General features: G+C 69.9%; 30 protein-coding genes. All 30 read left to right on the top strand.

What is annotated here, in order from left to right; genetic code table 11:
- Nucleotides 1–117: 117 nt before the first annotated feature.
- The 30 genes from FKM96_RS05380 (at nt 118) to FKM96_RS05230 (ending at nt 24,363) form a co-directional block, all read left to right on the top strand.
- Nucleotides 118–3,987: a DNA-directed RNA polymerase subunit beta' gene (locus FKM96_RS05380; RefSeq protein ID WP_147794367.1), complete on the top strand. Its 3,870-nt coding sequence runs from the start codon at nt 118–120 to the stop codon at nt 3,985–3,987.
- 442 nt (nt 3,988–4,429) lie between these two features.
- Nucleotides 4,430–4,798, top strand: coding sequence for a 30S ribosomal protein S12 (gene rpsL / locus FKM96_RS05375; RefSeq protein ID WP_147794366.1), 369 nt, complete (start codon nt 4,430–4,432; stop codon nt 4,796–4,798).
- A gap of 4 nt (nt 4,799–4,802) precedes the next feature.
- Nucleotides 4,803–5,273, top strand: coding sequence for a 30S ribosomal protein S7 (gene rpsG, locus FKM96_RS05370; RefSeq protein WP_122147699.1), 471 nt, complete (start codon nt 4,803–4,805; stop codon nt 5,271–5,273).
- 42 nt (nt 5,274–5,315) lie between these two features.
- Nucleotides 5,316–7,433: an elongation factor G gene (fusA, locus tag FKM96_RS05365; protein ID WP_147794365.1), complete on the top strand. Its 2,118-nt coding sequence runs from the start codon at nt 5,316–5,318 to the stop codon at nt 7,431–7,433.
- 122 nt (nt 7,434–7,555) lie between these two features.
- Nucleotides 7,556–8,746 (top strand): elongation factor Tu, encoded by a 1,191-nt coding sequence (gene tuf, locus FKM96_RS05360; protein WP_147794364.1) that lies wholly within the window; start codon nt 7,556–7,558, stop codon nt 8,744–8,746.
- Nucleotides 8,747–8,932: 186 nt separating this feature from the next.
- Entirely contained in the window at nt 8,933–10,558 is a 1,626-nt protein-coding gene (locus tag FKM96_RS05355) for a methyl-accepting chemotaxis protein (RefSeq protein ID WP_210417369.1), read from the top strand.
- Nucleotides 10,559–10,780: 222 nt separating this feature from the next.
- A complete protein-coding gene (locus FKM96_RS20540; protein WP_168216884.1) occupies nt 10,781–11,734 on the top strand; it encodes a hypothetical protein in 954 nt (317 codons plus the stop codon).
- Nucleotides 11,735–12,287: 553 nt separating this feature from the next.
- Nucleotides 12,288–12,596 (top strand): 30S ribosomal protein S10, encoded by a 309-nt coding sequence (rpsJ, locus tag FKM96_RS05340; RefSeq protein WP_122147693.1) that lies wholly within the window; start codon nt 12,288–12,290, stop codon nt 12,594–12,596.
- 21 nt (nt 12,597–12,617) lie between these two features.
- Nucleotides 12,618–13,277, top strand: coding sequence for a 50S ribosomal protein L3 (gene rplC, locus FKM96_RS05335; protein ID WP_147794361.1), 660 nt, complete (start codon nt 12,618–12,620; stop codon nt 13,275–13,277).
- A 5-nt stretch (nt 13,278–13,282) separates the two neighbouring features.
- A complete protein-coding gene (gene rplD / locus FKM96_RS05330) occupies nt 13,283–13,975 on the top strand; it encodes a 50S ribosomal protein L4 (protein ID WP_147796935.1) in 693 nt (230 codons plus the stop codon).
- A complete protein-coding gene (gene rplW, locus FKM96_RS05325; RefSeq protein WP_147794360.1) occupies nt 13,972–14,274 on the top strand; it encodes a 50S ribosomal protein L23 in 303 nt (100 codons plus the stop codon). The genes rplD and rplW overlap by 4 nt, the downstream gene beginning before the upstream one ends.
- A gap of 33 nt (nt 14,275–14,307) precedes the next feature.
- Nucleotides 14,308–15,144: a 50S ribosomal protein L2 gene (rplB, locus tag FKM96_RS05320; RefSeq protein WP_147794359.1), complete on the top strand. Its 837-nt coding sequence runs from the start codon at nt 14,308–14,310 to the stop codon at nt 15,142–15,144.
- Nucleotides 15,145–15,160: 16 nt separating this feature from the next.
- The gene (gene rpsS, locus FKM96_RS05315) at nt 15,161–15,442 is read left to right on the top strand and encodes a 30S ribosomal protein S19 (RefSeq protein ID WP_147794358.1); all 282 of its coding nucleotides are present in this window, start codon (nt 15,161–15,163) and stop codon (nt 15,440–15,442) included.
- Nucleotides 15,443–15,497: 55 nt separating this feature from the next.
- Nucleotides 15,498–15,863: a 50S ribosomal protein L22 gene (rplV, locus tag FKM96_RS05310; RefSeq protein ID WP_147794357.1), complete on the top strand. Its 366-nt coding sequence runs from the start codon at nt 15,498–15,500 to the stop codon at nt 15,861–15,863.
- Nucleotides 15,864–15,865: 2 nt separating this feature from the next.
- A complete protein-coding gene (gene rpsC, locus FKM96_RS05305) occupies nt 15,866–16,705 on the top strand; it encodes a 30S ribosomal protein S3 (protein ID WP_147794356.1) in 840 nt (279 codons plus the stop codon).
- 3 nt (nt 16,706–16,708) lie between these two features.
- Entirely contained in the window at nt 16,709–17,125 is a 417-nt protein-coding gene (rplP, locus tag FKM96_RS05300; RefSeq protein ID WP_122147685.1) for a 50S ribosomal protein L16, read from the top strand.
- Nucleotides 17,125–17,364, top strand: coding sequence for a 50S ribosomal protein L29 (gene rpmC, locus FKM96_RS05295; RefSeq protein WP_109130752.1), 240 nt, complete (start codon nt 17,125–17,127; stop codon nt 17,362–17,364). The genes rplP and rpmC overlap by 1 nt, the downstream gene beginning before the upstream one ends.
- Nucleotides 17,365–17,371: 7 nt before the next feature.
- The gene (gene rpsQ / locus FKM96_RS05290) at nt 17,372–17,665 is read left to right on the top strand and encodes a 30S ribosomal protein S17 (RefSeq protein WP_147794355.1); all 294 of its coding nucleotides are present in this window, start codon (nt 17,372–17,374) and stop codon (nt 17,663–17,665) included.
- A 79-nt stretch (nt 17,666–17,744) separates the two neighbouring features.
- The gene (rplN, locus tag FKM96_RS05285) at nt 17,745–18,113 is read left to right on the top strand and encodes a 50S ribosomal protein L14 (protein WP_146838605.1); all 369 of its coding nucleotides are present in this window, start codon (nt 17,745–17,747) and stop codon (nt 18,111–18,113) included.
- A gap of 1 nt (nt 18,114) precedes the next feature.
- Nucleotides 18,115–18,462: a 50S ribosomal protein L24 gene (gene rplX, locus FKM96_RS05280; protein WP_147794354.1), complete on the top strand. Its 348-nt coding sequence runs from the start codon at nt 18,115–18,117 to the stop codon at nt 18,460–18,462.
- Nucleotides 18,462–19,043, top strand: a complete 582-nt coding sequence (rplE, locus tag FKM96_RS05275; RefSeq protein WP_147794353.1) for a 50S ribosomal protein L5 — start codon at nt 18,462–18,464, stop codon at nt 19,041–19,043. The genes rplX and rplE overlap by 1 nt, the downstream gene beginning before the upstream one ends.
- Nucleotide 19,044: 1 nt before the next feature.
- Nucleotides 19,045–19,230, top strand: coding sequence for a type Z 30S ribosomal protein S14 (locus FKM96_RS05270; RefSeq protein WP_122147680.1), 186 nt, complete (start codon nt 19,045–19,047; stop codon nt 19,228–19,230).
- Nucleotides 19,231–19,312: 82 nt separating this feature from the next.
- Entirely contained in the window at nt 19,313–19,711 is a 399-nt protein-coding gene (gene rpsH, locus FKM96_RS05265) for a 30S ribosomal protein S8 (protein WP_147794352.1), read from the top strand.
- 25 nt (nt 19,712–19,736) lie between these two features.
- Complete coding sequence (gene rplF, locus FKM96_RS05260) at nt 19,737–20,276, top strand: 50S ribosomal protein L6 (protein ID WP_147794351.1); 540 nt, start codon at nt 19,737–19,739, stop codon at nt 20,274–20,276.
- Nucleotides 20,277–20,279: 3 nt separating this feature from the next.
- Nucleotides 20,280–20,651 carry a 50S ribosomal protein L18 gene (gene rplR, locus FKM96_RS05255; RefSeq protein ID WP_147794350.1) on the top strand — a complete coding sequence of 124 codons (372 nt, stop codon included), beginning with the start codon at nt 20,280–20,282 and terminating at the stop codon, nt 20,649–20,651.
- Between the two features lie 37 nt (nt 20,652–20,688).
- Nucleotides 20,689–21,333, top strand: a complete 645-nt coding sequence (rpsE, locus tag FKM96_RS05250; RefSeq protein ID WP_147794349.1) for a 30S ribosomal protein S5 — start codon at nt 20,689–20,691, stop codon at nt 21,331–21,333.
- Nucleotides 21,333–21,515 (top strand): 50S ribosomal protein L30, encoded by a 183-nt coding sequence (gene rpmD, locus FKM96_RS05245; protein WP_146838591.1) that lies wholly within the window; start codon nt 21,333–21,335, stop codon nt 21,513–21,515. Before rpsE ends, rpmD begins: the two co-directional genes overlap by 1 nt.
- Before the next feature lie 2 nt (nt 21,516–21,517).
- On the top strand, nt 21,518–22,213 hold the full coding sequence (rplO, locus tag FKM96_RS05240; RefSeq protein WP_147794348.1) for a 50S ribosomal protein L15: 696 nt from the start codon (nt 21,518–21,520) through the stop codon (nt 22,211–22,213).
- A gap of 261 nt (nt 22,214–22,474) precedes the next feature.
- The gene (gene secY / locus FKM96_RS05235; protein ID WP_147794347.1) at nt 22,475–23,770 is read left to right on the top strand and encodes a preprotein translocase subunit SecY; all 1,296 of its coding nucleotides are present in this window, start codon (nt 22,475–22,477) and stop codon (nt 23,768–23,770) included.
- Nucleotides 23,767–24,363, top strand: a complete 597-nt coding sequence (locus tag FKM96_RS05230) for an adenylate kinase (protein ID WP_147794346.1) — start codon at nt 23,767–23,769, stop codon at nt 24,361–24,363. The genes secY and FKM96_RS05230 overlap by 4 nt, the downstream gene beginning before the upstream one ends.
- The last annotated feature ends 14 nt before the right edge of the window (nt 24,364–24,377 follow it).

Raw genomic sequence — 24,377 nt, 5'->3', positions numbered from 1 at the left:
GAGCGTCCGCCGGCCCCCTCACCGGGGCCGGCGGGCCGCCCGCACCCCTTGCAGCATCTCCATTCCGCCGGAACGAGGCGCCCCGCGCGCACCGGCATGCGAAGGAAGTAGGACCCCTTGCTCGACGTCAACGTCTTCGACGAGCTGCGCATCGGCCTGGCCACGGCCGACGACATCCGGACCTGGTCGCACGGCGAGGTCAAGAAGCCCGAGACCATCAACTACCGCACCCTGAAGCCGGAGAAGGACGGGCTCTTCTGCGAGAAGATCTTCGGCCCCACCCGGGACTGGGAGTGCTACTGCGGCAAGTACAAGCGCGTGCGCTTCAAGGGCATCATCTGCGAGCGCTGCGGCGTCGAGGTGACCCGTTCCAAGGTGCGTCGTGAGCGCATGGGCCACATCGAGCTGGCCGCGCCCGTCACGCACATCTGGTTCTTCAAGGGCGTGCCCTCGCGCCTCGGCTACCTGCTCGACCTCGCCCCGAAGGACCTCGAGAAGGTCATCTACTTCGCGGCGTACATGATCACGTGGGTCGACACCGACGGTCGCCAGGAGGACCTCCCGAACCTCCAGAACGAGATCGACCTGGAGCGCAAGGAGATCGCGGACCGCCGCGACAACGACATCAACACCCGCGCGTCGAAGCTCGAGGCCGACCTGGCCGAGCTCGAGGCCGAGGGTGCGAAGGCCGACGCGCGCCGCAAGGTCCGCGACTCGGCCGAGCGCGAGATGGCGCAGATCCGCAAGCGCGCGGACGCCGAGATCGAGCGCCTGGACACGATCTGGGACAAGTTCAAGAACCTCAAGGTCGCCGACCTCGAGGGCGACGAGCTGCTCTACCGCCAGCTGCAGGACCGCTACGGCAACTACTTCGAGGGCTCGATGGGCGCCGCGGCGATCCAGAAGCGCCTCGAGGCGTTCGACCTGGACGCCGAGGCCGAGAACCTGCGCGAGATCATCCGCACCGGCAAGGGCCAGCGGAAGACCCGTGCGCTCAAGCGCCTCAAGGTCGTCAACGCGTTCCTCACCACGACGAACTCGCCGACCGGCATGGTGCTGGACGCCGTCCCGGTCATCCCGCCGGACCTGCGCCCGATGGTGCAGCTCGACGGCGGCCGGTTCGCCACGTCCGACCTGAACGACCTGTACCGCCGCGTCATCAACCGGAACAACCGCCTCAAGCGGCTCCTGGACCTGGGCGCGCCGGAGATCATCGTCAACAACGAGAAGCGGATGCTCCAGGAGGCCGTGGACTCGCTGTTCGACAACGGCCGCCGCGGCCGCCCGGTCACGGGCCCCGGCAACCGCCCGCTGAAGTCGATCTCCGACATGCTCAAGGGCAAGCAGGGCCGGTTCCGCCAGAACCTGCTCGGCAAGCGCGTCGACTACTCGGGCCGTTCGGTCATCGTCGTCGGCCCGCAGCTCAAGCTGCACCAGTGCGGTCTGCCCAAGCAGATGGCGCTCGAGCTGTTCAAGCCGTTCGTGATGAAGCGCCTGGTCGACCTGAACCACGCGCAGAACATCAAGTCGGCCAAGCGCATGGTCGAGCGCGCGCGCCCGGTCGTGTGGGACGTGCTCGAGGAGGTCATCACCGAGCACCCGGTCCTGCTGAACCGTGCGCCCACGCTGCACCGCCTCGGCATCCAGGCGTTCGAGCCCCAGCTGGTCGAGGGCAAGGCGATCCACCTGCACCCGCTCGTGTGCGGCGCGTTCAACGCCGACTTCGACGGCGACCAGATGGCCGTGCACCTGCCCCTGAGCGCGGAGGCGCAGGCCGAGGCCCGCATCCTCATGCTCTCGAGCAACAACATCCTGAAGCCGTCGGACGGCCGTCCGGTGACCATGCCCTCGCAGGACATGATCATCGGCCTGTTCCACCTGACCTCCGACAAGGTGGACCCGGTCGGCGCGGGCCGGGCGTTCAGCTCGGTGTCCGAGGCGATCATGGCCTTCGACCAGGGCTCGCTGGACCTCAACGCGGTCGTCAAGATCCGCATGGAGGGCCTCGTGTTCGGCCCCGGCCAGGAGCCCGAGGGCTTCTCCGCCGACGAGCCGTTCCTGTTCGAGACCTCGCTCGGCCGGGCGCTGTTCAACGAGCTGCTGCCGGTGGACTACCCGTACGAGAACGGCGTCGTCGACAAGAAGCGCCTCTCCGTGATCGTCAACGACCTCGCGGAGCGGTACCCGAAGGTCGAGGTCGCCGCCTCGCTCGACGCCCTGAAGGAGGCCGGCTTCCGCTGGGCCACCCGCTCGGGCGTGACCATCGCGATCTCCGACGTGGCGGCGCCGACCGCCAAGCAGGAGATCCTCACCGAGCACGAGGCGCGCGCGGCGAAGGTGCAGGGCCAGTACGACAAGGGCCTCATCACCGACGACGAGCGTCGCCAGGAGCTCATCGAGATCTGGACGCAGGCCACCGACAAGGTCGCCAAGGCGATGCAGGAGAACTTCAACGCCCGCAACACCGTGTTCCGCATGGTCGGCTCGGGTGCGCGTGGTAACTGGATGCAGGTCCGTCAGATCGCCGGCATGCGCGGCCTCGTGGCGAACCCGAAGGGCGAGATCATCCCCCGCCCGATCAAGTCCAACTACCGCGAGGGCCTGTCGGTCCTGGAGTACTTCATCGCGACGCACGGCGCCCGCAAGGGTCTGGCGGACACCGCGCTGCGGACCGCCGACTCGGGCTACCTGACCCGTCGTCTGGTGGACGTCTCCCAGGACGTCATCGTCCGCGAGGAGGACTGCGGCACCGAGCGCGGCCTGACCATGCCGATCGGCGTGGCCACCGCGGACGGCTCGCTGCGCCGGCACGACAAGGTCGAGACCTCCGTCTACGCGCGGACCCTGGCCACCGCCGTCGAGATCGACGGCGAGGTCATCGGGAACTCGGGCGACGACGTCGGCGACGTCCTGCTCGACCGCCTGCTGGCGGCCGGCGTCGAGTCGCTCAAGGTCCGCTCCGTGCTGACCTGCGAGTCGCGCGTCGGCACCTGCGCGAAGTGCTACGGCCGCTCCCTGGCCACCGGCAAGCTGGTGGACATCGGCGAGGCCGTCGGCATCATCGCGGCGCAGTCCATCGGTGAGCCCGGCACGCAGCTGACGATGCGCACCTTCCACACCGGTGGTGTCGCGTCGGCCGAGGACATCACGCAGGGTCTGCCGCGTGTCCAGGAGCTCTTCGAGGCCCGCACCCCCAAGGGTGAGAGCCCCATCGCGGAGTTCTCCGGCCGCATCGCCATCGACGAGGCGGACCGGACGCGGCGCATCGTGCTGACGCCGGACGACGGCTCGGAGGAGATCGCCTACCCGATCACCAAGCGCTCGCGCCTGCTCGTGTCCGACGGCGACCACGTCGAGGTCGGCACGCAGCTGGTCCAGGGTGCGGTGGACCCGAAGAAGGTCCTGCGCATCCTCGGCCCGCGCGCCACGCAGAAGCACCTGGTGGACGAGGTCCAGGAGGTCTACAACTCCCAGGGCGTGGACATCCACGACAAGCACATCGAGGTCATCGTGCGGCAGATGCTGCGTCGCGTGACCGTGCTCGACTCGGGTGACACGGACCTGCTGCCGGGCGAGCTGGCCGAGCGCGGCCGGTTCGAGGACGCGAACCGCCGGGCGGTCGCCGAGGGCGGTCAGCCGGCCTCGGGTCGTCCGGAGCTGATGGGTATCACGAAGGCGTCGCTCGCGACGGACTCGTGGCTGTCGGCGGCGTCCTTCCAGGAGACGACCCGCGTCCTCACCGAGGCCGCGATGTCGGGCCGTTCCGACCCGCTGCTGGGCCTGAAGGAGAACGTGATCCTCGGCAAGCTGATCCCCGCCGGTACGGGCCTGCCCCGGTACCACGAGGTGTCGGTGGAGCCCACCGAGGAGGCGAAGGCCGAGCTGTACCCGTCCTTCGGCTACGACGAGATCGACTTCCCCGCCCTGGGCCTCGGCTCGGGCGAGGCGATCCCGCTCGAGGACATCGACTTCGGCGACTACCGCTGATCTCGAGCCTCACCGGTCCGAGGGGGTCCGCCGCGCTGGTCGCGGCGGGCCCCCTCGGGCGTGCGGGGGAGGGTCCGGGAACATCCGGGCCCGACCTCGTGTTGTGATCGACGTCCCACCAGCCGACCGTCACCAGGTGCTTTGACCCTGGGGTGACGGCCGAGTAACGTGGGACACCGTGCCCGCGCCGTCGGGCTCTCGCGCGCGCTCACGTGGTCACCACGTGCGTCGCCGGGTGGATCGCCCCCCACCGCACCTGCGTCCCCCTCCCGGGACCCGGTGTGCGGAGCAGGACGGGGTCGACACGCCCGGGTGCGGGGGCCGGAGCGGGACGCAAGACCTCTCGGGGTAGTCGCGCGACGGGGGACGATCCGGACCATTGCCGGCCGTCCAGGGTGACGGGTGCCGGTCAGACCAGACTCATCAACAAGACGGAGACGTAGTGCCTACGATCCAGCAGCTGGTCCGCAAGGGCCGGCAGGCGAAGACGAACAAGTCGAAGACGCCTGCCCTCAAGGGCAGCCCGCAGCGGCGCGGTGTGTGCACCCGCGTCTACACGACCACCCCCAAGAAGCCGAACTCGGCTCTGCGGAAGGTCGCGCGCGTCAAGCTCTCCTCGGGCATCGAGGTCACCGCGTACATCCCCGGTGAGGGCCACAACCTGCAGGAGCACTCGATCGTGCTCGTGCGCGGCGGTCGTGTGAAGGACCTCCCCGGTGTGCGCTACAAGATCATCCGTGGTGCTCTGGACACCCAGGGCGTGAAGAACCGTAAGCAGGCGCGCAGCCGCTACGGCGCGAAGAAGGGCTGAACCGATGCCTCGTAAGGGTCCCGCCCCCCGCCGGCCGCTGATCGTCGACCCGGTCTACGGCTCGCCGGTCGTCACGCAGCTCATCAACAAGGTCCTCCTCGACGGCAAGAAGTCCGTCGCCGAGGCCATCGTCTACGGCGCGCTCGAGGGCGTCCGCGAGAAGACCCAGGGCGACCCGGTCGTCGTGCTGAAGCGCGCGCTGGACAACGTCCGCCCGTCGCTCGAGGTCCGCTCCCGCCGCGTCGGTGGCGCCACCTACCAGGTCCCGGTCGAGGTCCGCCCCGTCCGCCAGACCACCCTCGCGCTGCGCTGGCTCACGGACTACTCGCGGGCCCGCCGCGAGAAGACCATGACCGAGCGCCTCATGAACGAGATCCTCGACGCCAGCAACGGCCTGGGCGCCGCGGTCAAGCGCCGCGAGGACATGCACAAGATGGCCGAGTCCAACAAGGCGTTCGCCCACTACCGCTGGTAATCCCAGCTGTAGCGCGGACCCCACTACCGAGGGGCTGAACCTGTGGCACTGGACGTGCTCACGGACCTGCACAAGGTCCGGAACATCGGCATCATGGCGCACATCGATGCCGGCAAGACCACGACGACCGAGCGGATCCTGTACTACACGGGCGTCAACTACAAGATCGGCGAGACCCACGACGGGGCGTCGACCACGGACTGGATGGAGCAGGAGCAGGAGCGTGGCATCACGATCACGTCCGCTGCTGTGACCGCCTTCTGGAACAAGGGCAAGTCGAACGAGACGCAGATCAACGTCATCGACACGCCCGGTCACGTGGACTTCACCGTCGAGGTGGAGCGCTCGCTGCGCGTGCTCGACGGCGCGGTCGCGGTGTTCGACGGCAAGGAGGGCGTGGAGCCCCAGTCGGAGACCGTGTGGCGCCAGGCCGACAAGTACGAGGTCCCCCGCATCTGCTTCGTCAACAAGATGGACAAGCTGGGCGCGGACTTCTACTTCACGGTCGACACCATCGTGAACCGCCTCAAGGCCAAGCCGCTGGTGCTCCAGCTGCCGATCGGCTCCGAGAACGACTTCATCGGCGTCGTCGACCTGGTCGAGATGCGCGCGCTCGTGTGGCGCGGCGAGACCGAGATGGGCGCGAAGTACGAGATCGAGGAGATCCCGGCCGACCTCCAGGAGCGGGCGGACCAGTTCCGCGCCGAGCTGCTCGAGGCCGTCGCCGAGACCGACGACGAGCTGCTCGAGAAGTTCCTGGGCGGTGAGGAGCTCACGGTCGCCGAGATCAAGGCCGGCATCCGCAAGCTCACCATCGCCGGCGACGCGTACCCGGTCCTGTGCGGCTCGGCGTTCAAGAACAAGGGCGTCCAGCCCATGCTCGACGCCGTCGTCGACTACCTCCCGTCGCCCCTCGACGTCCCGGCCATCCAGGGCCACGACGTCAAGGACCCGGAGCTCGTCATCGAGCGCCACCCGGACGCCACCGAGCCGTTCTCGGCCCTGGCGTTCAAGATCGCGGCGCACCCGTTCTTCGGCAAGCTCACCTTCATCCGGGTGTACTCGGGGAAGGTCGTGCAGGGCGCCCAGGTCATGAACTCGACCAAGGGCAAGAAGGAGCGCATCGGGAAGATCTTCCAGATGCACGCCAACAAGGAGAACCCGGTCGACGAGGCCACGGCTGGCCACATCTACGCGTTCATCGGCCTGAAGGACGTCACCACCGGTGACACCCTGTCGGACTCGAACGCGCAGGTCATCCTCGAGTCGATGACCTTCCCCGAGCCGGTCATCGACGTGGCCATCGAGCCCAAGACGAAGGCCGACCAGGAGAAGCTCTCCACGGCGATCCAGAAGCTCGCCGAGGAGGACCCGACCTTCCGCGTCCGCCTGGACGAGGAGACCGGCCAGACCGTCATCGGCGGCATGGGCGAGCTCCACCTCGACATCCTCGTCGACCGCATGCGTCGCGAGTTCAAGGTCGAGGCCAACGTCGGCAAGCCGCAGGTGGCGTACCGCGAGACGATCCGCCGCAAGGTGGAGAAGATCGACTACACCCACAAGAAGCAGACGGGTGGCTCGGGCCAGTTCGCGAAGGTCCAGATGACCTTCGAGCCGCTGGAGTCCGAGGACGGCGAGCTGTACGCGTTCGAGAACGCGGTCACCGGTGGTCGCGTCCCGCGCGAGTACATCCCGTCGGTCGACCAGGGCATCCAGAGCGCCATGCAGCTCGGCGTGCTGGCCGGCTTCCCGCTGGTCGGCATCAAGGCCACGCTGCTCGACGGTGCGGCGCACGACGTCGACTCGTCCGAGATGGCGTTCAAGATCGCCGGCTCGATGATCCTCAAGGAGGCCGTCCGCAAGGCGGACCCGGTCCTCCTCGAGCCGGTCATGGCCGTCGAGGTGCGGACGCCCGAGGACTACATGGGCGACGTCATCGGCGACATCAACTCGCGTCGCGGCATGATCCAGTCCATGGAGGACGCGACGGGCGTGAAGGTGATCCGCGCCCAGGTGCCGCTCTCCGAGATGTTCGGCTACGTCGGCGACCTGCGGTCCAAGACCCAGGGTCGTGCGGTGTACTCGATGCAGTTCGACAGCTACGCCGAGGTTCCTCGGAATGTTGCCGACGAGATCATCAAGAAGACCCGGGGCGAGTAGTCCCACAGGTCGAACCAAGAACGACCACCCAAACCGACCCGTAGGACCGCACGTCCGCGGGGGGCCGCAGTGCCCCCCGCATCGTTCGGCAATCTCTACACCAGAGTCCTGAGGAGGACCCAGTGGGCAAGGCGAAGTTCGAGCGGACCAAGCCGCACGTCAACATCGGGACCATCGGTCACGTCGACCACGGCAAGACGACGCTGACCGCTGCCATCTCGAAGGTGCTGCACGACAAGTACCCGGAGCTGAACCCCTTCACGCCGTTCGACGAGATCGACAAGGCGCCCGAGGAGAAGCAGCGCGGCATCACGATCAACATCGCGCACGTCGAGTACCAGACGGAGAAGCGTCACTACGCTCACGTCGACGCGCCGGGTCACGCCGACTACATCAAGAACATGATCACGGGTGCGGCGCAGATGGACGGCGCCATCCTCGTGGTCGCCGCCACCGACGGCCCGATGGCCCAGACGCGCGAGCACGTCCTGCTCGCCCGCCAGGTCGGCGTGCCCTACCTGCTCGTGGCGCTCAACAAGTCCGACATGGTCGACGACGAGGAGATCCTCGAGCTCGTCGAGATGGAGGTCCGCGAGCTGCTGTCGTCGCAGGGCTTCGACGGCGACAACGCGCCGGTCATCCGCGTCTCCGGCCTGAAGGCCCTCGAGGGCGACGCCCAGTGGGTCAAGTCGGTCGAGGACCTGCTGGACGCCGTGGACGAGTCCGTCCCGGAGCCCGTCCGTGACATGGACAAGCCGTTCCTCATGCCGATCGAGGACGTCTTCACGATCACCGGTCGTGGCACCGTCGTCACCGGCAAGGTCGACCGCGGCAAGCTGCAGATCAACTCCGAGGTCGAGATCGTCGGCATCCGCCCGGCGCAGAAGACCACGGTCACCGGCATCGAGATGTTCCACAAGCAGATGGACGAGGCGTGGGCCGGCGAGAACTGCGGCCTCCTGCTCCGTGGCACCAAGCGTGAGGACGTCGAGCGCGGCCAGGTCGTCGTGAAGCCGGGCTCGATCACGCCGCACACCGAGTTCGAGGGCCAGGTCTACATCCTGGCCAAGGACGAGGGCGGGCGTCACAACCCGTTCTACTCGAACTACCGTCCGCAGTTCTACTTCCGGACCACGGACGTCACCGGCGTCATCACGCTGCCCGAGGGCACCGAGATGGTCATGCCCGGCGACAACACGGAGATCTCCGTGACGCTGATCCAGCCCATCGCGATGGAGGAGGGCCTCGGCTTCGCCATCCGCGAGGGTGGCCGCACCGTCGGCTCGGGCCGCGTCACCAAGATCATCAAGTGATCTGACCCCTCCGGGGGACACCGCTCGACCGGGAGGGCCCGGGTGCTTCGGCACCCGGGCCCTTCTGCGTGCCCGGACCCCGGATGGGTGACGCTTCAACCAGTCGGCGAGAAACCGTCAGCACGGTCGGGATCGCGACGATGGGAAGGCTGCCCCGTGCAGCCAACTCCTGAGGAGCACCGTCCCGTGAGCGCCCGCCCGTCGTCCCGCCCGTCCGCCGTCCGTCGCGGCGCCGGCGGCATCGCCGCGAAGATCCTGCTGTCCGTGGCGATCATGGCCGTCGTCGCCCTCGCGACCGGCCTGCTCGCGGTCGCCCGCCTCGGGTCGCTCGACGACCAGGTGCAGCGGATCCAGGCGGAGAACGTGCAGCGACTCGACGCGCTCGTCGGTATCCAGCAGAACCTCGCGGCCACCTACAAGGGCACCATCCGGTACACCACGCCGGGGGAGACCCTCGGCTCGGACGAGGCGCTCCAGCAGACGCTCGCCGCGGAGGACGGCGTCACCGAGGCCCTGGCGCGGTACACGGCCCTCCCGGACGCCGACCCGGCGTGGCAGGAGAACGTCGACGCGTTCGAGGCCGCGTGGACCGGGTACCTCGACCTGTTCAACACCGAGGTGCTCGGGCAGCCGGCACCGGCCGGGTACACCTCGCCGACCGTCGACGAGCTCGTGGCGACGTTCAACGCGGCCGAGGCGTCGCTCGCCGAGACGGCCGACGCCCTCGGCGACTACGAGGTCACGCTGACCACCGAGGCGTCGACCGCCGCGCACACCCAGGCCGCGGAGTCCCGGGTGCTCGTGATCGTGCTGCTGCTCGCCGGCGTGGCGGGCGCCGTCGTCGTCGCGCTGCTCGTCGGCCGCAGCACGGCCCGCCGGGTCGCCCAGGTCCGGGACGTCCTCGAGGCGCTGGCCGAGGGCGACCTGGCCGAGCGCCCTGTGCCGGACGGCGCCGACGAGATCGGGCAGATGGGCCGCGCCGCCGCCCGTGCCGCGGTCAGCCTCCGCCAGACCGTGCACACGCTCGCCGAGAGCTCGGCCGCCCTCGACCGGGGCTCCGCCGCGCTGCTCGACCGGGCGCACGAGATCGCCGGCACCTCCGAGGCCACCACCGACCAGACCCGCGCCCTCGGCGTCGCGGCGAAGGACGTCTCGGCGAACGTCCTGACCGTCGCCACCGGCGCCGAGCAGATGGGCGCGGCGATCCGGGAGATCTCGCAGTCCGCGCAGGAGGCCGCTCGGGTGGCGAACCAGGCCGTGGCGTCCGCCGAGCAGACGAACGCGACCGTCGGCAAGCTCGGGGAGTCGTCCGCCGAGATCGGCAACGTCGTCAAGGTGATCACCACGATCGCCGAGCAGACCAACCTCCTCGCCCTCAACGCCACCATCGAGGCCGCCCGGGCGGGGGAGGCCGGCAAGGGGTTCGCGGTCGTCGCGTCCGAGGTCAAGGAGCTGGCCCAGGAGACCGCGCGCGCCACCGAGGACATCGCGACCCGCGTCCGCGCCATCCAGGAGGACAGCACCGAGGCCGCGGGCGCCATCGCGGGCATCGCGGAGGTCATCGCGCGGATCAACGACTACCAGGCCACGATCGCCAGCGCCGTCGAGGAGCAGAACGCCACGACGACCGAGATCAGCCGCAGCATCGCGCAGACCGCCACGGGCGCCACCCAGATCGCCGCGGGCATCGACGACGTCGAGGCCCAGGCGGCCGTCACCTCCGGCAGCGGCGAGGCCACCCGCGCCCAGGCCGAGCACCTGTCGCAGCTGGCGGGCACCCTCACGACGACGGTCACCCGCTTCCGCCTCTGACCGCGGGGGCGCGTGGCCGGCGCCGGGGTGCGCCGAGCGCGGTCGTTCCAGCCGAGCGGGGTCGTCGGATCGACCGCGCTGGGCGGGGCCTGCCGCGCTCGGCGGGAACTACCGCGCTGGGCGGCGCGACGCGATCGGCGGGAACTACCGCGCTGGGCGGCGGGACGCGATCGGCCTGGGGACGACCGCTTCCTGCGAGGGTGGGGGTGGCACGGTGGTCGCATGACCAGCACGCGTGACCGGACGGGCCCGGCGCCGCTGCTCACCCCCGCGCTCCTGCGCGCGCGAGGCGAGGACGTCGACGGGCTGGCGCGGGGCGCCCGCCAGGGCGCGCTGCACCGGGTGCGACGAGGGGTGTACTGCCCCGCCTCGTCGTGGGACGCGGCCGACGAGGCGCACCGGCACCTGCTGCGCGTGCAGGCCGCGGCGGGCGCCCTGCAGGACCCCGTCTTCTCGCACCGGTCCGCCGCGGCAGTCTGGGGCCTGCCTCTCATCGGCCCCTGGCCCCGGGACGTCGAGGTGGTCGCGCCGTCGTCGTCCGGCGGCCGGTCGGCGCCGGGCGTCCGACGGCGCACAGCTGCTCCGGTACCCACCCCGGTCCTTTCGAGGGGGCTGCCCGTCACCGACCTGAGTCGGACCGTGGTCGACCTGGCGTGCACCGAGCCGTTCGCGGCGGCGGTGGTCGCCGCCGACCACGCGCTCGGCCGCCTGGGCCTCGACCTCGACGCCGCGCGCGCGGTCCTCGCCTCCCGCGGGTCGGCGCGCGGGGTGCGGCGCGCTCGCGAGGTCCTCGCGTTCGCGGACGGTCGGTCCGAGTCACCGGGGGAGTCGCTCAGCCGGGTGCGCATGCGGGAGGTCGGCGCCCCGGTGCCGGTGCTGCAGCAGGAGCTGCGAGACGGCGAGGGGTTCGTCGCCCGGGTCGACTTCTGGTGGGCCGAGCACCGCCTCGTGGGGGAGTTCGACGGTCGGCTCAAGTACCGCGCCGACGGTCCGCGGGACAGGCGGTCCGTCGAGGAGCGGGTGTGGGCGGAGAAACGGAGGGAGGACCGCATCCGGTCACACGGGGTGCGTGTGATCCGGTGGACCTGGCAGGACGCGTTGGACCCGGACGCCATGCGCCGAGTGCTCGGTGCCGCGGGCCTGCTCCGCCTCGGGCCGGGTCGCCGAGCCCGATAGCCGGCGTCGAGAGCGGGAGCCGCCATCGAGCGCGGTAGGCCCAGTCGAGCGCGGTAGGCCCAGCCGAGCGCGGTAGGCCCGGCCGAGCGCGGTACCTTGAGCTACCGCGCTCGACCGGAGGTACCGCAGTCGCCAGCAGGGGTCGCCCGCGGCGGCGCCAGCGGAGGGCGACCGGCGACCGGCGCCCGGCGGCCCTCGCAGGGCGGCGGGGCGGGCCCGGCGGTGGCCCGGCGCGTGATCACGCGGGTGTGACGCAGGTCCGGTTGGACCTTTCGGGTCCCGGCTGGCACACTAGACAAGTTGCCCGACGACGGGGGTGTCTGCGCGCGTGCGCTCGGACGCCCCGAGGAACGGGCACGGGACGCGTGCGAGTCCAGCTCACAGCCCGGGGTCACCCGGCGTCGGACTCATCACCAAACGAACGACCTCGTCCCGGCCGGCGCGCGCCCTGCGCACCCGGACGGGACCGGCGCTGAGGAACGTCGCGAAAAGCGACACGCCCGAGCGCGGGGGTCGGACTCCAGTAGTTCGAGAGAGAGAAGCAGACGACGCCATGGCGGGACAGAAGATCCGCATCCGGCTCAAGTCCTACGACCACGAGGTCATCGACAGCTCGGCGCGCAAGATCGTCGACACGGTGAGCCGCGCTGGTGCGACGGTCGTGGGCCCGGTGCCGCTCCCGACGGAGAAGAACGTCTTCGTCGTCATCCGGTCGCCCCACAAGTACAAGGACAGCCGCGAGCACTTCGAGATGCGCACGCACAAGCGGCTCATCGACATCATCGATCCCACGCCGAAGGCGGTCGACTCGCTCATGCGTCTCGACCTGCCCGCGGACGTGAACATCGAGATCAAGCTCTGACGCTGGGAAGGAACTGATTTCATGGTTACCCAGCAGAACGCGCGCCCCGTCACGGCGGTGCTCGGCACGAAGCTCGGCATGACGCAGGTGTGGGACGACAACGGTCGTCTCGTCCCCGTCACGGTCGTCTCGGTCGGCACCAACGTCGTGACCCAGGTGCGCTCCGCTGAGGCCGACGGCTACGCCGCGGTTCAGCTGGCCTACGGCCAGGTGGACCCGCGCAAGGTCACGAAGCCGCTGAAGGGCCACTTCGAGAAGGCGGGGGTCACCCCCCGTCGGCACGTGGCCGAGATCCGGACGCCGGACGCCGCCGAGTACACGCTCGGCCAGGAGATCACCGCGGAGGCCTTCGCGGCCGGCGCGCTGGTCGACGTCATCGGCACCACCAAGGGCAAGGGCACCGCCGGTGTCATGAAGCGCCACGGGTTCTCCGGCGTGGGCGCCTCGCACGGTGCGCACCGCAACCACCGCAAGCCGGGCTCGATCGGTGGCGCCTCGACGCCGTCGCGCGTGTTCAAGGGCCTGCGGATGGCCGGTCGCATGGGCCACGCCCGCCAGACCACCCAGAACCTGACCGTCCACGCGGTCGACGCCGAGAAGGGTCTGCTGCTGCTCAAGGGCGCGGTTCCGGGCCCGAAGCGGGGCGTCGTCGTCGTGCGTACCGCCGTGAAGGGGGCATGAACCACATGTCCGAGACGCTGACCGTCGACGTGCTCGACGCCCAGGGCAAGAAGGCCGGCACGGCCGACCTGCCCGGTGAGGTGTTCGACGCGCAGACGAACGTCCCGCTGATCCACCAGGTGGTCGTCGCCCAGCTCGCCGCCGCGCGCCAGGGCACCCACGACACCAAGACCCGCGGCGAGGTCCGCGGTGGTGGCAAGAAGCCGTACAAGCAGAAGGGCACCGGCCGCGCCCGCCAGGGTTCGACCCGTGCGCCGCAGTTCGCCGGCGGTGGCACCGTCCACGGCCCGACCCCGCGCGACTACTCCCAGCGGACCCCGAAGAAGATGAAGGCCGCGGCGCTCCGCGGTGCTCTCTCGGACCGCGCCCGCGCCGGCCGCGTCCACGTCGTCACCGGCTTCGGTGTCAACGAGGCGCCGTCGACCAAGGCCGCGCTGCAGGTCCTGGACACGCTGTCCGGCCGCAAGCACGTCCTCGTGGTCGTGGAGCGCGCGGACGAGCTGGCCTGGAAGTCGCTGCGGAACGTCGAGCGGGTGCACCTGCTCGTCGCCGACCAGCTCAACACCTACGACGTGCTCGTCTCCGACGACGTCGTGTTCACCCAGGGCGCGCTCGACACGTTCCTCGCCGGTCCCGTCAAGGGCCGCGGCGCGACCGCCGTCGCGACGTCGTCCGAGGCCGAGGAGGACGCCAAGTGACCGCCGTCGCCAAGGACCCCCGCGACATCCTGATCGCGCCGGTCGTCTCCGAGAAGAGCTACGGGCTGCTCGACGAGGGCAAGTACACCTTCATCGTCGACCCGCGCGCGAACAAGACCGAGATCAAGATCGCCGTCGAGCAGGTCTTCTCGGTCAAGGTCGACTCCGTGAACACGATCAACCGCAAGGGCAAGACGCGGCGGACGAAGTCGGGCATCGGCAAGCGCAAGGACACGAAGCGCGCGATCGTCACCCTCCGCGAGGGCACGATCGACATCTTCGGCGGACCGGTCGGCTGACCGGGCCCGAGAGCAGATTGAGGACAGATCCCCATGGGAATCCGTAAGTACAAGCCGACGACGCCGGGGCGCCGCGGCGCGAGCGTCGCCGACTTCGTCGAGATCACGCGCTCCACGCCGGAGAAGTCTCTGGTCCGCCCGCTGCACAAGACCGGTGGTCGCAACTCGACCGGCCGCGTCACCATGCGGCACCAGGGTGGTGGCCACAAGCGCGCCTACCGCGTGATCGACTTCCGTCGTCACGACAAGGACGGCGTGCCGGCCAAGGTCGCGCACATCGAGTACGACCCGAACCGCACGGCGCGCATCGCGCTGCTGCACTACGCGGACGGCGAGAAGCGCTACATCATCGCGCCGAACAAGCTGAAGCAGGGCGACGTCGTCGAGAACGGCGCCGGTGCCGACATCAAGCCCGGCAACAACCTGCCGCTGCGCAACATCCCGACCGGTACCACGATCCACGCCATCGAGCTCAAGCCCGGTGGCGGCGCCAAGATCGCCCGCTCCGCGGGTGCCTCGGTGCAGCTGGTCGCGAAGGACGGGCCGTACGCGCAGCTCCGCATGCCGTCCGGCGAGATCCGCAACGTCGACCTGCGCTGCCGCGCCACGGTCGGCGAGGTGGGCAACGCCGAGCAGTCGAACATCAACTGGGGCAAGGCCGGCCGCATGCGCTGGAAGGGCAAGCGCCCCTCGGTCCGCGGTGTCGCGATGAACCCGATCGACCACCCGCACGGTGGTGGTGAGGGCAAGACGTCCGGTGGTCGTCACCCGGTGAGCCCGTGGGGCCAGCCGGAGGGCCGCACGCGTCGTCCGAACAAGCCGAGCGACAAGCTCATCGTCCGTCGCCGCCGCACCGGCAAGAAGCGCTGATAGGGAGCCGGGAGACATGCCTCGCAGCCTGAAGAAGGGGCCCTTCGTCGACGGGCACCTGCAGAAGAAGGTCGACGTTCAGAACGCCGCCGGCACCAAGAACGTCATCAAGACGTGGTCGCGTCGTTCGATGATCACCCCGGACTTCCTGGGCCACACGTTCGCGGTGCACGACGGCCGCAAGCACACGCCGGTGTTCGTGACGGAGTCGATGGTCGGGCACAAGCTCGGCGAGTTCGCCCCGACGCGCACGTTCCGCGGCCACGAGAAGGACGACCGGAAGGGCCGTCGCCGCTGACCCCCGGGTCAGCTGAGCGACTGCCCTGACGGCAGAGACAGAAGGCAGGACAGCAATGGAAGCCAAGGCGAAGGCGCGGTTCGTCCGCGTCACGCCCCAGAAGGCCCGGCGCGTCGTGGACCTCATCCGTGGCAAGCAGGCCGGCGAGGCCGTGTCGACGCTGAAGTTCGCGCCGCAGGCCGCGGGCGAGACGGTCCTCAAGGTCGTCGAGTCCGCGATCGCGAACGCCCGCGAGGGCGCCAAGCGCGCCGGTGAGCGCTTCGACGAGGGCAACCTCTACGTGGCCGAGGCGTTCGTGGACGAGGGTCCGACGCTGAAGCGGTTCCGCCCCCGGGCGCAGGGCCGCGCGAGCCAGATCCTCAAGCGCACGAGCCACATCACCGTGGTCGTCGCCGAGCGTGAGACGAAGGGAAGGGCCTGACAGTGGGACAGAAGGTCAACCCGCTCGGGTACCGCCTGGGCATCACGACCGACCACCGCTCGCGGTGGTTCGCCGACTCGACCAAGCCGGGTCAGCGGTACCGCGACTACGTCCGCGAGGACGTGCAGATCCGCAAGCTCATGAGCACGGGTCTGGAGCGCGCGGGCATCGCGAAGGTGGAGATCGAGCGCACGCGTGACCGCGTCCGCGTCGACATCCACACCGCGCGCCCGGGCATCGTCATCGGCCGCCGCGGCGCCGAGGCGGACCGCATCCGCGGTGAGCTCGAGAAGCTCACCGGCAAGCAGGTGCAGCTCAACATCCTCGAGGTCAAGAACGCCGAGATCGAGGCGCAGCTGGTCGCGCAGGGCATCGCCGAGCAGCTGGCGAGCCGCGTGTCCTTCCGTCGTGCGATGCGCAAGGGCATGCAGTCCGCGCAGCGCGCCGGCGCCAAGGGCATCCGCGTGCAGGTCTCCGGCCGCCTCGGCGGCGCGGAGATGAGCCGCACGGAGTTCTACCGCGAGGGTCGGGTGCCGCTGCACACGCTCCGCGCGAACATCGACTACGGCTTCTTCGAGGCCCGCACGACCTTCGGCCGCATCGGCGTGAAGGTCTGGGTCTACAAGGGCGACATGACCGAGCGCGACTTCGCCCGCGAGCAGGCCACGCAGGCCCCGCGTCAGTCCCGCGGCCCCCGTGGGGACCGTGGCGACCGCGGCGGCGACCGTGGCCCGCGCGGCGGCGGCCGCCGGAACGAGCGGACCGAGGCCCCCGCGGCCGAGGCCACCGCTGCTCCGGCTGCCGAGGCGACGACCGCTCCTGAGACCGGAACGGAGGCCTGAGCCGTGCTGATCCCGCGCAGGCTGAAGCACCGCAAGCAGCACCACCCGGGGCGCTCCGGCGCCGCGACCGGTGGCACCGCGATCTCGTTCGGCGAGTTCGGCATCCAGGCTCTGGAGCCGGCCTACGTCACGAACCGCCAGATCGAGGCTGCTCGTATCGCGATGACCCGCCACATCAAGCGTGGCGGCAAGGTCTGGATCAACATCTACCCGGACCGTCCGCTCACGAAGAAGCCCGCCGAGACCCGCATGGGTTCCGGTAAGGGTTCGCCGGAGTGGTGGATCGCCAACGTCAAGCCCGGCCGAGTGATGTTCGAGCTCGCCGGCGTCCCGGAGCCGCTGGCTCGCGAGGCCATGCGCCGCGCGCAGCACAAGCTCCCGATGAAGACCCGTTTCGTGGTTCGCGAGGGTGGTAACTGATGGCTATCGGCACCAAGGACCTGGCTCCCACCGAGCTGGACGCCTTCGACGACGAGCGCCTCGTGGCCGAGCTGAAGAAGGCCAAGGAGGAGCTGTTCAACCTGCGCTTCCAGTCGGCCACCGGTCAGCTCGAGAGCCACGGCCGCCTCAAGGCCGTGCGTCGCGACATCGCCCGGATCTACACGATCCTGCGCGAGCGCGAGCTCGGCATCCGGACCGCGCCCAGCGCGAGCGAGTGAGGACTCGATGAGCGAGAACACCAACGAGACCACCACCGCTACGGGGACCGCGCGTCCCTACCGCAAGACGCGGCGCGGCTACGTGGTCAGCGACAAGATGGACAAGACCGTCGTGGTCGAGGTCGAGGACCGGGTCAAGCACCCGCTCTACGGCAAGGTCATCCGGCGGACCAGCAAGGTCAAGGCGCACGACGAGGCCAGCTCGGCCGGCGTCGGTGACCTGGTCCTCATCATGGAGACCCGCCCGCTCTCCGCCACCAAGCGGTGGCGTCTGGTGGAGATCCTCGAGAAGGCGAAGTAAGGCTCGCGCCTTCTTGTCCACTATCCGTTCGGCCAGGCTCGCCGTGTGCGAGAACCGGCAGACGACAGGAGTTCGATAGATGATTCAGCAGGAGTCGCGACTTCGGGTCGCCGACAACACGGGTGCGAAGGAGATCCTCTGCATCCGCGTTCTCGGTGGTTCGGGCCGTCGCTACGCCGGTATCGGTGACGTGATCGTCGCCACCGTCAAGGACGCGATCCCGGGCGGCAACGTCAAGAAGGGCGACGTCGTCAAGGCGGTCGTCGTGCGCACCCGCAAGGAGCGCCGGCGCGTGGACGGCTCGTACATCAAGTTCGACGAGAACGCCGCGGTGATCCTCAAGAACGACGGTGAGCCCCGTGGTACGCGCATCTTCGGCCCGGTGGGCCGCGAGCTGCGCGACAAGAAGTTCATGAAGATCATCTCGCTGGCGCCGGAGGTGCTCTGACATGGCGAAGATCAAGAAGGGCGACCTCGTGGTCGTCATCTCCGGTTCCCGCAAGGACCGGGGCAAGCAGGGGCGCGTCCTCGAGGTCCTGACCGACCGCGACCGCGTGCTCGTCGAGGGCATCCACCGCATCACGAAGCACACCAAGGTCGGCCAGAGCCAGCGCGGCTCCCGCACCGGTGGCATCGAGACGGTCGAGGCCCCCATCCACATCAGCAACGTGATGCTGGTCGACCCCGAGACCAAGCGTGGTACCCGGGTCGGCTACCGCACCGAGCAGGTCGAGCGCGACGGCCGGACCCGCACCGTTCGGGTCCGCGTCGCCAAGCGCTCCGGTAAGGACATCTGATGACCGCCACCGACGAGACGACGCGCGCCTACCCGGTCCCGCGCCTGAAGGTCCGGTACAACGACGCCATCCGCACGGCGCTCCGTGAGGAGTTCTCCCACGAGAACGTGAACCAGGTCGCGCGCCTGGTGAAGGTCGTCGTGAACATGGGTGTCGGCGACGCGGCCAAGGACTCGAAGCTGATCGAGGGCGCCATCCGCGACCTCCAGCAGATCACGGGTCAGAAGCCGCAGGTCACCAAGGCCCGCAAGTCCATCGCGCAGTTCAAGCTGCGCGAGGGCATGCCGATCGGCGCGCACGTCACGCTGCGCGGCGACCGTGCCTGGGAGTTCCTGGACCGCCTGCTGTCGACCGCGCTGCCGCGCATCCGCGACTTCCGCGGGCTGTCGCCGAAGCAGTTCGACGGCCACGGCAACTACACCTTCGGTCTGACCGAGCAGTCGATGTTCCACGAGATCGACCAGGACAAGATCGACCGGGTCCGGGGCATGGACATCACGGTGGTCACCACCGCGACCACGGACGCGGAGGGCCGGGCGCTGCTCAAGCACCTGGGCTTCCCGTTCAAGGAGGAGAACTGACATGGCGAAGACCGCCCTGATCAACAAGGCCGCGGGCAAGCAGAAGTTCGCCGTGCGGGCCTACACCCGGTGCCAGCGCTGCGGGCGTCCGCACTCCGTGTACCGCAAGTTCGGCCTGTGCCGGATCTGCGTGCGGGAGATGGCCCACGCGGGCCAGCTCCCCGGTGTGACCAAGAGCAGCTGGTAAACAACGACGTCGCAGGTCCGCGGCGTGCCGCCCCCACGGGCGGCCGCCGCGGAAACCACGGCGAGGAAGGGCGATAGCCCCCATGACGATGACCGACCCGATCGCAGACTTCCTGACGCGTCTGCGCAACGCGAACTCGGCGCACCACGACACGGTGACCATCCCGTACTCGAAGCTGAAGTCGCACATCGCGGAGATCCTGCAGGCCGAGGGCTACATCTCCGGCTGGACCACCGAGGACGCCCGCGTGGGCAAGAACCTCGTGGTCGAGCTGAAGTACGGCCCGAGCCGCGAGCGTGCGCTCGCCGGCATCAAGCGCGTGTCGAAGCCCGGCCTCCGGGTGTACGCGAAGTCGACCAACCTGCCGAAGGTCCTCGGTGGCCTGGGCGTGGCGATCCTGTCCACGTCCTCCGGTCTCCTGACGGACAAGCAGGCCGCCAAGAAGGGCGTGGGTGGGGAAGTCCTCGCCTACGTCTGGTAAGTCCGAGACGGAAAGGAGCTAGCCAATGTCTCGTATCGGCAGAATCCCCGTTTCGGTCCCGGCCGGCGTGGATGTTTCCATCAACGGCGCCGTCGTGACGGTGAAGGGCCCCAAGGGCACCCTCACGCACACGGTCGCGTCGCCCATCGAGGTCGCCCGCGACGACGAGGGGGCCCTCGTGGTCACCCGTCCGAACGACGAGCGCCTCTCGCGGTCGCTGCACGGCCTCACGCGCACCCTCCTGGCGAACCTCGTCACCGGCGTCACCGCCGGCTACGAGAAGAAGCTGGAGATCGTCGGCACCGGTTACCGCGTGTCGGCCAAGGGTGACGCGCTCGAGTTCGCGCTCGGCTTCAGCCACCCGGTGTCCGTGACGCCGCCCGCCGGCATCACCTTCGCCGTCGAGTCCCCGACCAAGTTCTCGGTCTCGGGCATCGACAAGCAGCAGGTGGGCGAGGTCGCCGCGAACATCCGCAAGATCCGCAAGCCCGAGCCGTACAAGGGCAAGGGCGTGCGCTACGCGGGCGAGAACGTCCGCCGCAAGGTCGGAAAGGCTGGTAAGTGAGCCATGGCGATCACCATCATCGGTAAGGGCAAGTTCAAGGCCCGTCGCCGCCGCCACCTGCGGCTGCGCAAGAAGGTCGCCGGCACCGCCGCGCGTCCCCGCCTGGTCGTCACCCGGTCGAACCGCAACCTCGTCGCGCAGGTCGTCGACGACGCCGTGGGCCGCACCCTGGTCTCCGCCTCGACCCTCGAGGTGGACCTGCGTGCCGCCGAGGGCGACAAGACGGCCAAGGCCCGTCGCGTCGGCGAGCTGATCGCCGAGCGCGCCAAGGCGGCCGGCATCGACGCGGTGGTCTTCGACCGCGGCGGCAACAAGTACCACGGGCGTGTGGCCGCAGTGGCCGACGCCGCCCGCGAGGGCGGTCTGGCGCTGTGACGACGACCATTCCCGCATCGAAGAAGAGGATCCACTGATGGCTGCTCCTCAGCGCAGCAACACGGGCGCTCCCCAGGGCCAGGGTGGCGGTGACCGCCGCGACGGCGGTCGTCGCGACGGCCGCCGGGGCGACGCCGCCGAGAAGAGCGCGTTCCTCGAGCGCGTCGTGTCGATCAACCGCGTGGCCAAGGTCGTCAAGGGTGGTCGCCGGTTCAGCTTCACCGCCCTGGTGGTCGTCGGCGACGGCGACGGCACGGTCGGTGTCGGCTACGGCAAGGCCAAGGAGGTGCCCGCGGCGATCGCCAAGGGTGTCGAGGAGGCGAAGAAGAACTTCTTCCGCGTCCCCCGCATCCAGGGCACCATCACCCACCCCATCCAGGGTGAGGCCGCCGCCGGTGTCGTCTTCCTGCGTCCCGCGTCCCCGGGTACCGGCGTGATCGCCGGTGGTCCGGTGCGCGCGGTGCTCGAGTGCGCCGGCGTCCACGACATCCTGTCCAAGTCCCTCGGCTCCTCCAACGCCATCAACATCGTGCACGCCACGGTCGCGGCGCTGAAGGGTCTCGAGGAGCCGGCCGCCGTGGCGGCGCGCCGTGGCCTGCCGCTCGAGCACGTCGCCCCGGCGCCGCTGCTCAAGGCGCAGGCGGCGGGTCGTGCGGCCAAGACGGAGAAGGTGGGTGCCTGATGGCCCGCCTCAAGGTGACCCAGACGAAGTCCGCCATCGGCGGCAAGCAGAACCAGCGCGACACGCTGCGCACCCTGGGCCTCAAGCGGATCGGCGACGTCGTCGTCAAGGAGGACCGTCCTGAGATCCGCGGCATGGTCAAGACGGTGACGCACCTGGTCGCGGTCGAGGAGGTGGAGTGACGATGGCGGAGAAGGAGACCGAGAAGGTCGAGGAGACCGCTGCCGCGGCTCCGAAGGCCACGCGCGCCAAGAAGGCGACGGCGACCGAGTCGTCCGCCGCCGAGAAGCCGGCCCGCAAGGCCCCGGCCCGCACGACCAAGGCGAAGGCCGAGGCCGAGGCGGCTGCCGAGGAGAAGCCGGCTGCGAAGGCGAAGGCGCCCAAGGCCGCCGCCGCCAAGGCCCCCAAGGCCGAGGCGCAGGCGACCGAGGGTGCCGGCGGCACGCTCAAGGTGCACCACCTGCGTCCGGCCCCGGGTGCCAAGACCGCCAAGACCCGCGTGGGTCGTGGTGAGGCGTCCAAGGGCAAGACCGCCGGTCGCGGTACCAAGGGCACCAAGGCCCGGTACCAGGTGCCGGAGCGCTTCGAGGGCGGGCAGATGCCGCTGCACATGCGGCTGCCCAAGCTCCGCGGCTTCAAGAACCCGTTCCGGGTCGAGTACCAGGTCGTGAACCTGGACAAGCTGTCGGCGCTCTACCCCGACGGCGGCGACGTCACGGTGGCGGACCTGGTCGCGAAGGGCGCGGTCCGCAAGGGCCAGCCCGTCAAGGTGCTCGGCACCGGCGAGCTCACGGTGAAGGTGGCCGTGGCCGTCGACGCGTACTCCGGCTCGGCCAAGGAGAAGATCCTGGCCGCCGGCGGCAGCGTCGCGCAGGACTGATCCCAGACGAACGGGGTCGGCGAGGGCTCCACGCCCCGCCGGCCCCGTTCGGCTTTCCCCCGGGGGACCGGGCCCGTCGCGGCCCGTGACCCCGCCGCCGCCACGGCCGCACGGCCGTGGGGCGATGCCCACCCAGGGACGGAAGTCCGTTAGGGTTCGGCAGGGCGTCGGGCGCCGCGGTGCGCCCGACCCGACGACGGACCGGCGCGCGGCGTGCCGGACGCCTCGACGACATCCCGCTTCGGCGGAGCAGGAGGACACGTGCTCAGCGCATTCGTGCGGGCGTTCAGGACACCCGACCTGCGGCGCAAGCTGCTGTTCACCATCGGCATCATGGTGGTCTTCCGCATCGGCTCGTTCCTGCCGACGCCGGGCGTGTCCTACCCGAACGTGCAGATCTGCATCGACCAGGGCGAGTCGAACACGCTGCTCGGCCTGGTGAACCTGTTCAGCGGCGGTGCGCTGCTGCAGCTGTCGGTGTTCGCGCTCGGGATCATGCCGTACATCACCGCGAGCATCATCATCCAGCTGCTCCGCGTGGTCATCCCGCGGTTCGAGGCCCTGCACAAGGAGGGCCAGTCGGGCACCGCGAAGCTCACGCAGTACACGCGGTACCTGACCATCGGCCTGGCGGTCCTGCAGTCGACGACGGTCATCATCACGGCGCGCAACGGCCAGCTCTTCCAGGGCTGCTCCGTCGACGTGATCCCGGACGGCAGCATCGTGACGACGCTGCTCATGATCATCACGATGACCGCCGGTACCGGCCTCATCATGTGGCTGGGCGAGCTCATCACCGAGCGCGGCGTCGGCAACGGCATGTCCCTGCTCATCTTCACCTCGATCGCCGCGTCCTTCCCGGGCGCCATGTGGTCGATCGCGGGCGGCTCCGGCGGCATCGGCGCGTTCCTGGTGATCATGGCGATCATCGTCCTGGTCATCGCGCTGGTCGTCTTCGTCGAGCAGTCCCAGCGCCGCATCCCGGTGCAGTACGCCAAGCGCATGGTCGGGCGCCGCACCTACGGCGGGTCCTCCACGTACATCCCGATCAAGATCAACATGGCCGGCGTCATCCCGGTGATCTTCGCGTCGTCCCTGCTCCAGGTCCCCGCCCTGCTCGCCGGCTTCGGCGACCAGACCGCCGGCTGGAAGCAGTGGGTCGCGACCAACCTCGCCGCCACGGACGCGCCGCTGCACATCGCGCTGTACGTCCTACTGATCATCTTCTTCTGCTACTTCTACACGGCGATCACGTTCAACCCGGACGAGGTCGCGGACAACATGAAGCGGTACGGCGGGTTCATCCCCGGCATCCGCGCCGGCCGTCCCACGGCCGAGTACCTGGACTACGTGATCACCCGCATCACGGCGCCCGGGTCCCTGTACCTCGCGCTGGTCGCGCTGATCCCGACGATCGCGTTCATCGTCCTGGGCGTCGGCACGAACATCCCGTTCGGCGGCTCGTCGATCCTCATCGTCGTGGGCGTCGGCCTCGAGACGGTGAAGCAGATCCAGTCGCAGCTCGAGCAGCGCCACTACGAAGGGTTCCTCCGATGAGCCACGACTCCGGCTCCACCGCCCGCCTCGTCCTGCTCGGCCCTCCCGGGGCCGGCAAGGGCACCCAGGCCGCGCGCCTGGCCGAGCGCCTCGGCGTCCCGGCGATCTCGACCGGCGACATCTTCCGCGCCAACATCAAGGGCGGCACCGAGCTCGGCCGCACCGCGCAGGAGTACACCGCGCGCGGCGAGCTCGTCCCGGACGAGGTCACGAACGCGATGGTGCGCGACCGGCTCGCGCAGCCGGACGCCGCGCAGGGCTTCCTGCTCGACGGCTACCCCCGCAATGCGGCGCAGGTCGGCGAGCTCGACGGGATCCTGGAGGCCGACGGCCGCGCGCTGGACGCCGCGCTCGAGATCACCGCGGACGCGGACGTCGTCGTGGAGCGGCTGCTGAAGCGCGCCGAGATCGAGGGCCGCGCGGACGACACCGAGCCGGTGATCCGCCGCCGCCTGGACGTCTACGCCGAGCAGACCGCCCCCGTGTCGGGGCTGTACGCCGAGCGCGACCTGCTGGTCCGCGTGGACGGCATCGGCGAGGTCGACGAGGTCACCGAGCGGCTGCTCGCGGCCCTCGCCTCGCAGGTCGGCTGACCGGCGGGGGAGTC

The organism is Cellulomonas sp. Y8, from assembly GCF_008033115.1.
GTDB lineage: Bacteria > Actinomycetota > Actinomycetes > Actinomycetales > Cellulomonadaceae > Cellulomonas.
This window is presented reverse-complemented; position numbering and strand designations above follow the sequence as displayed.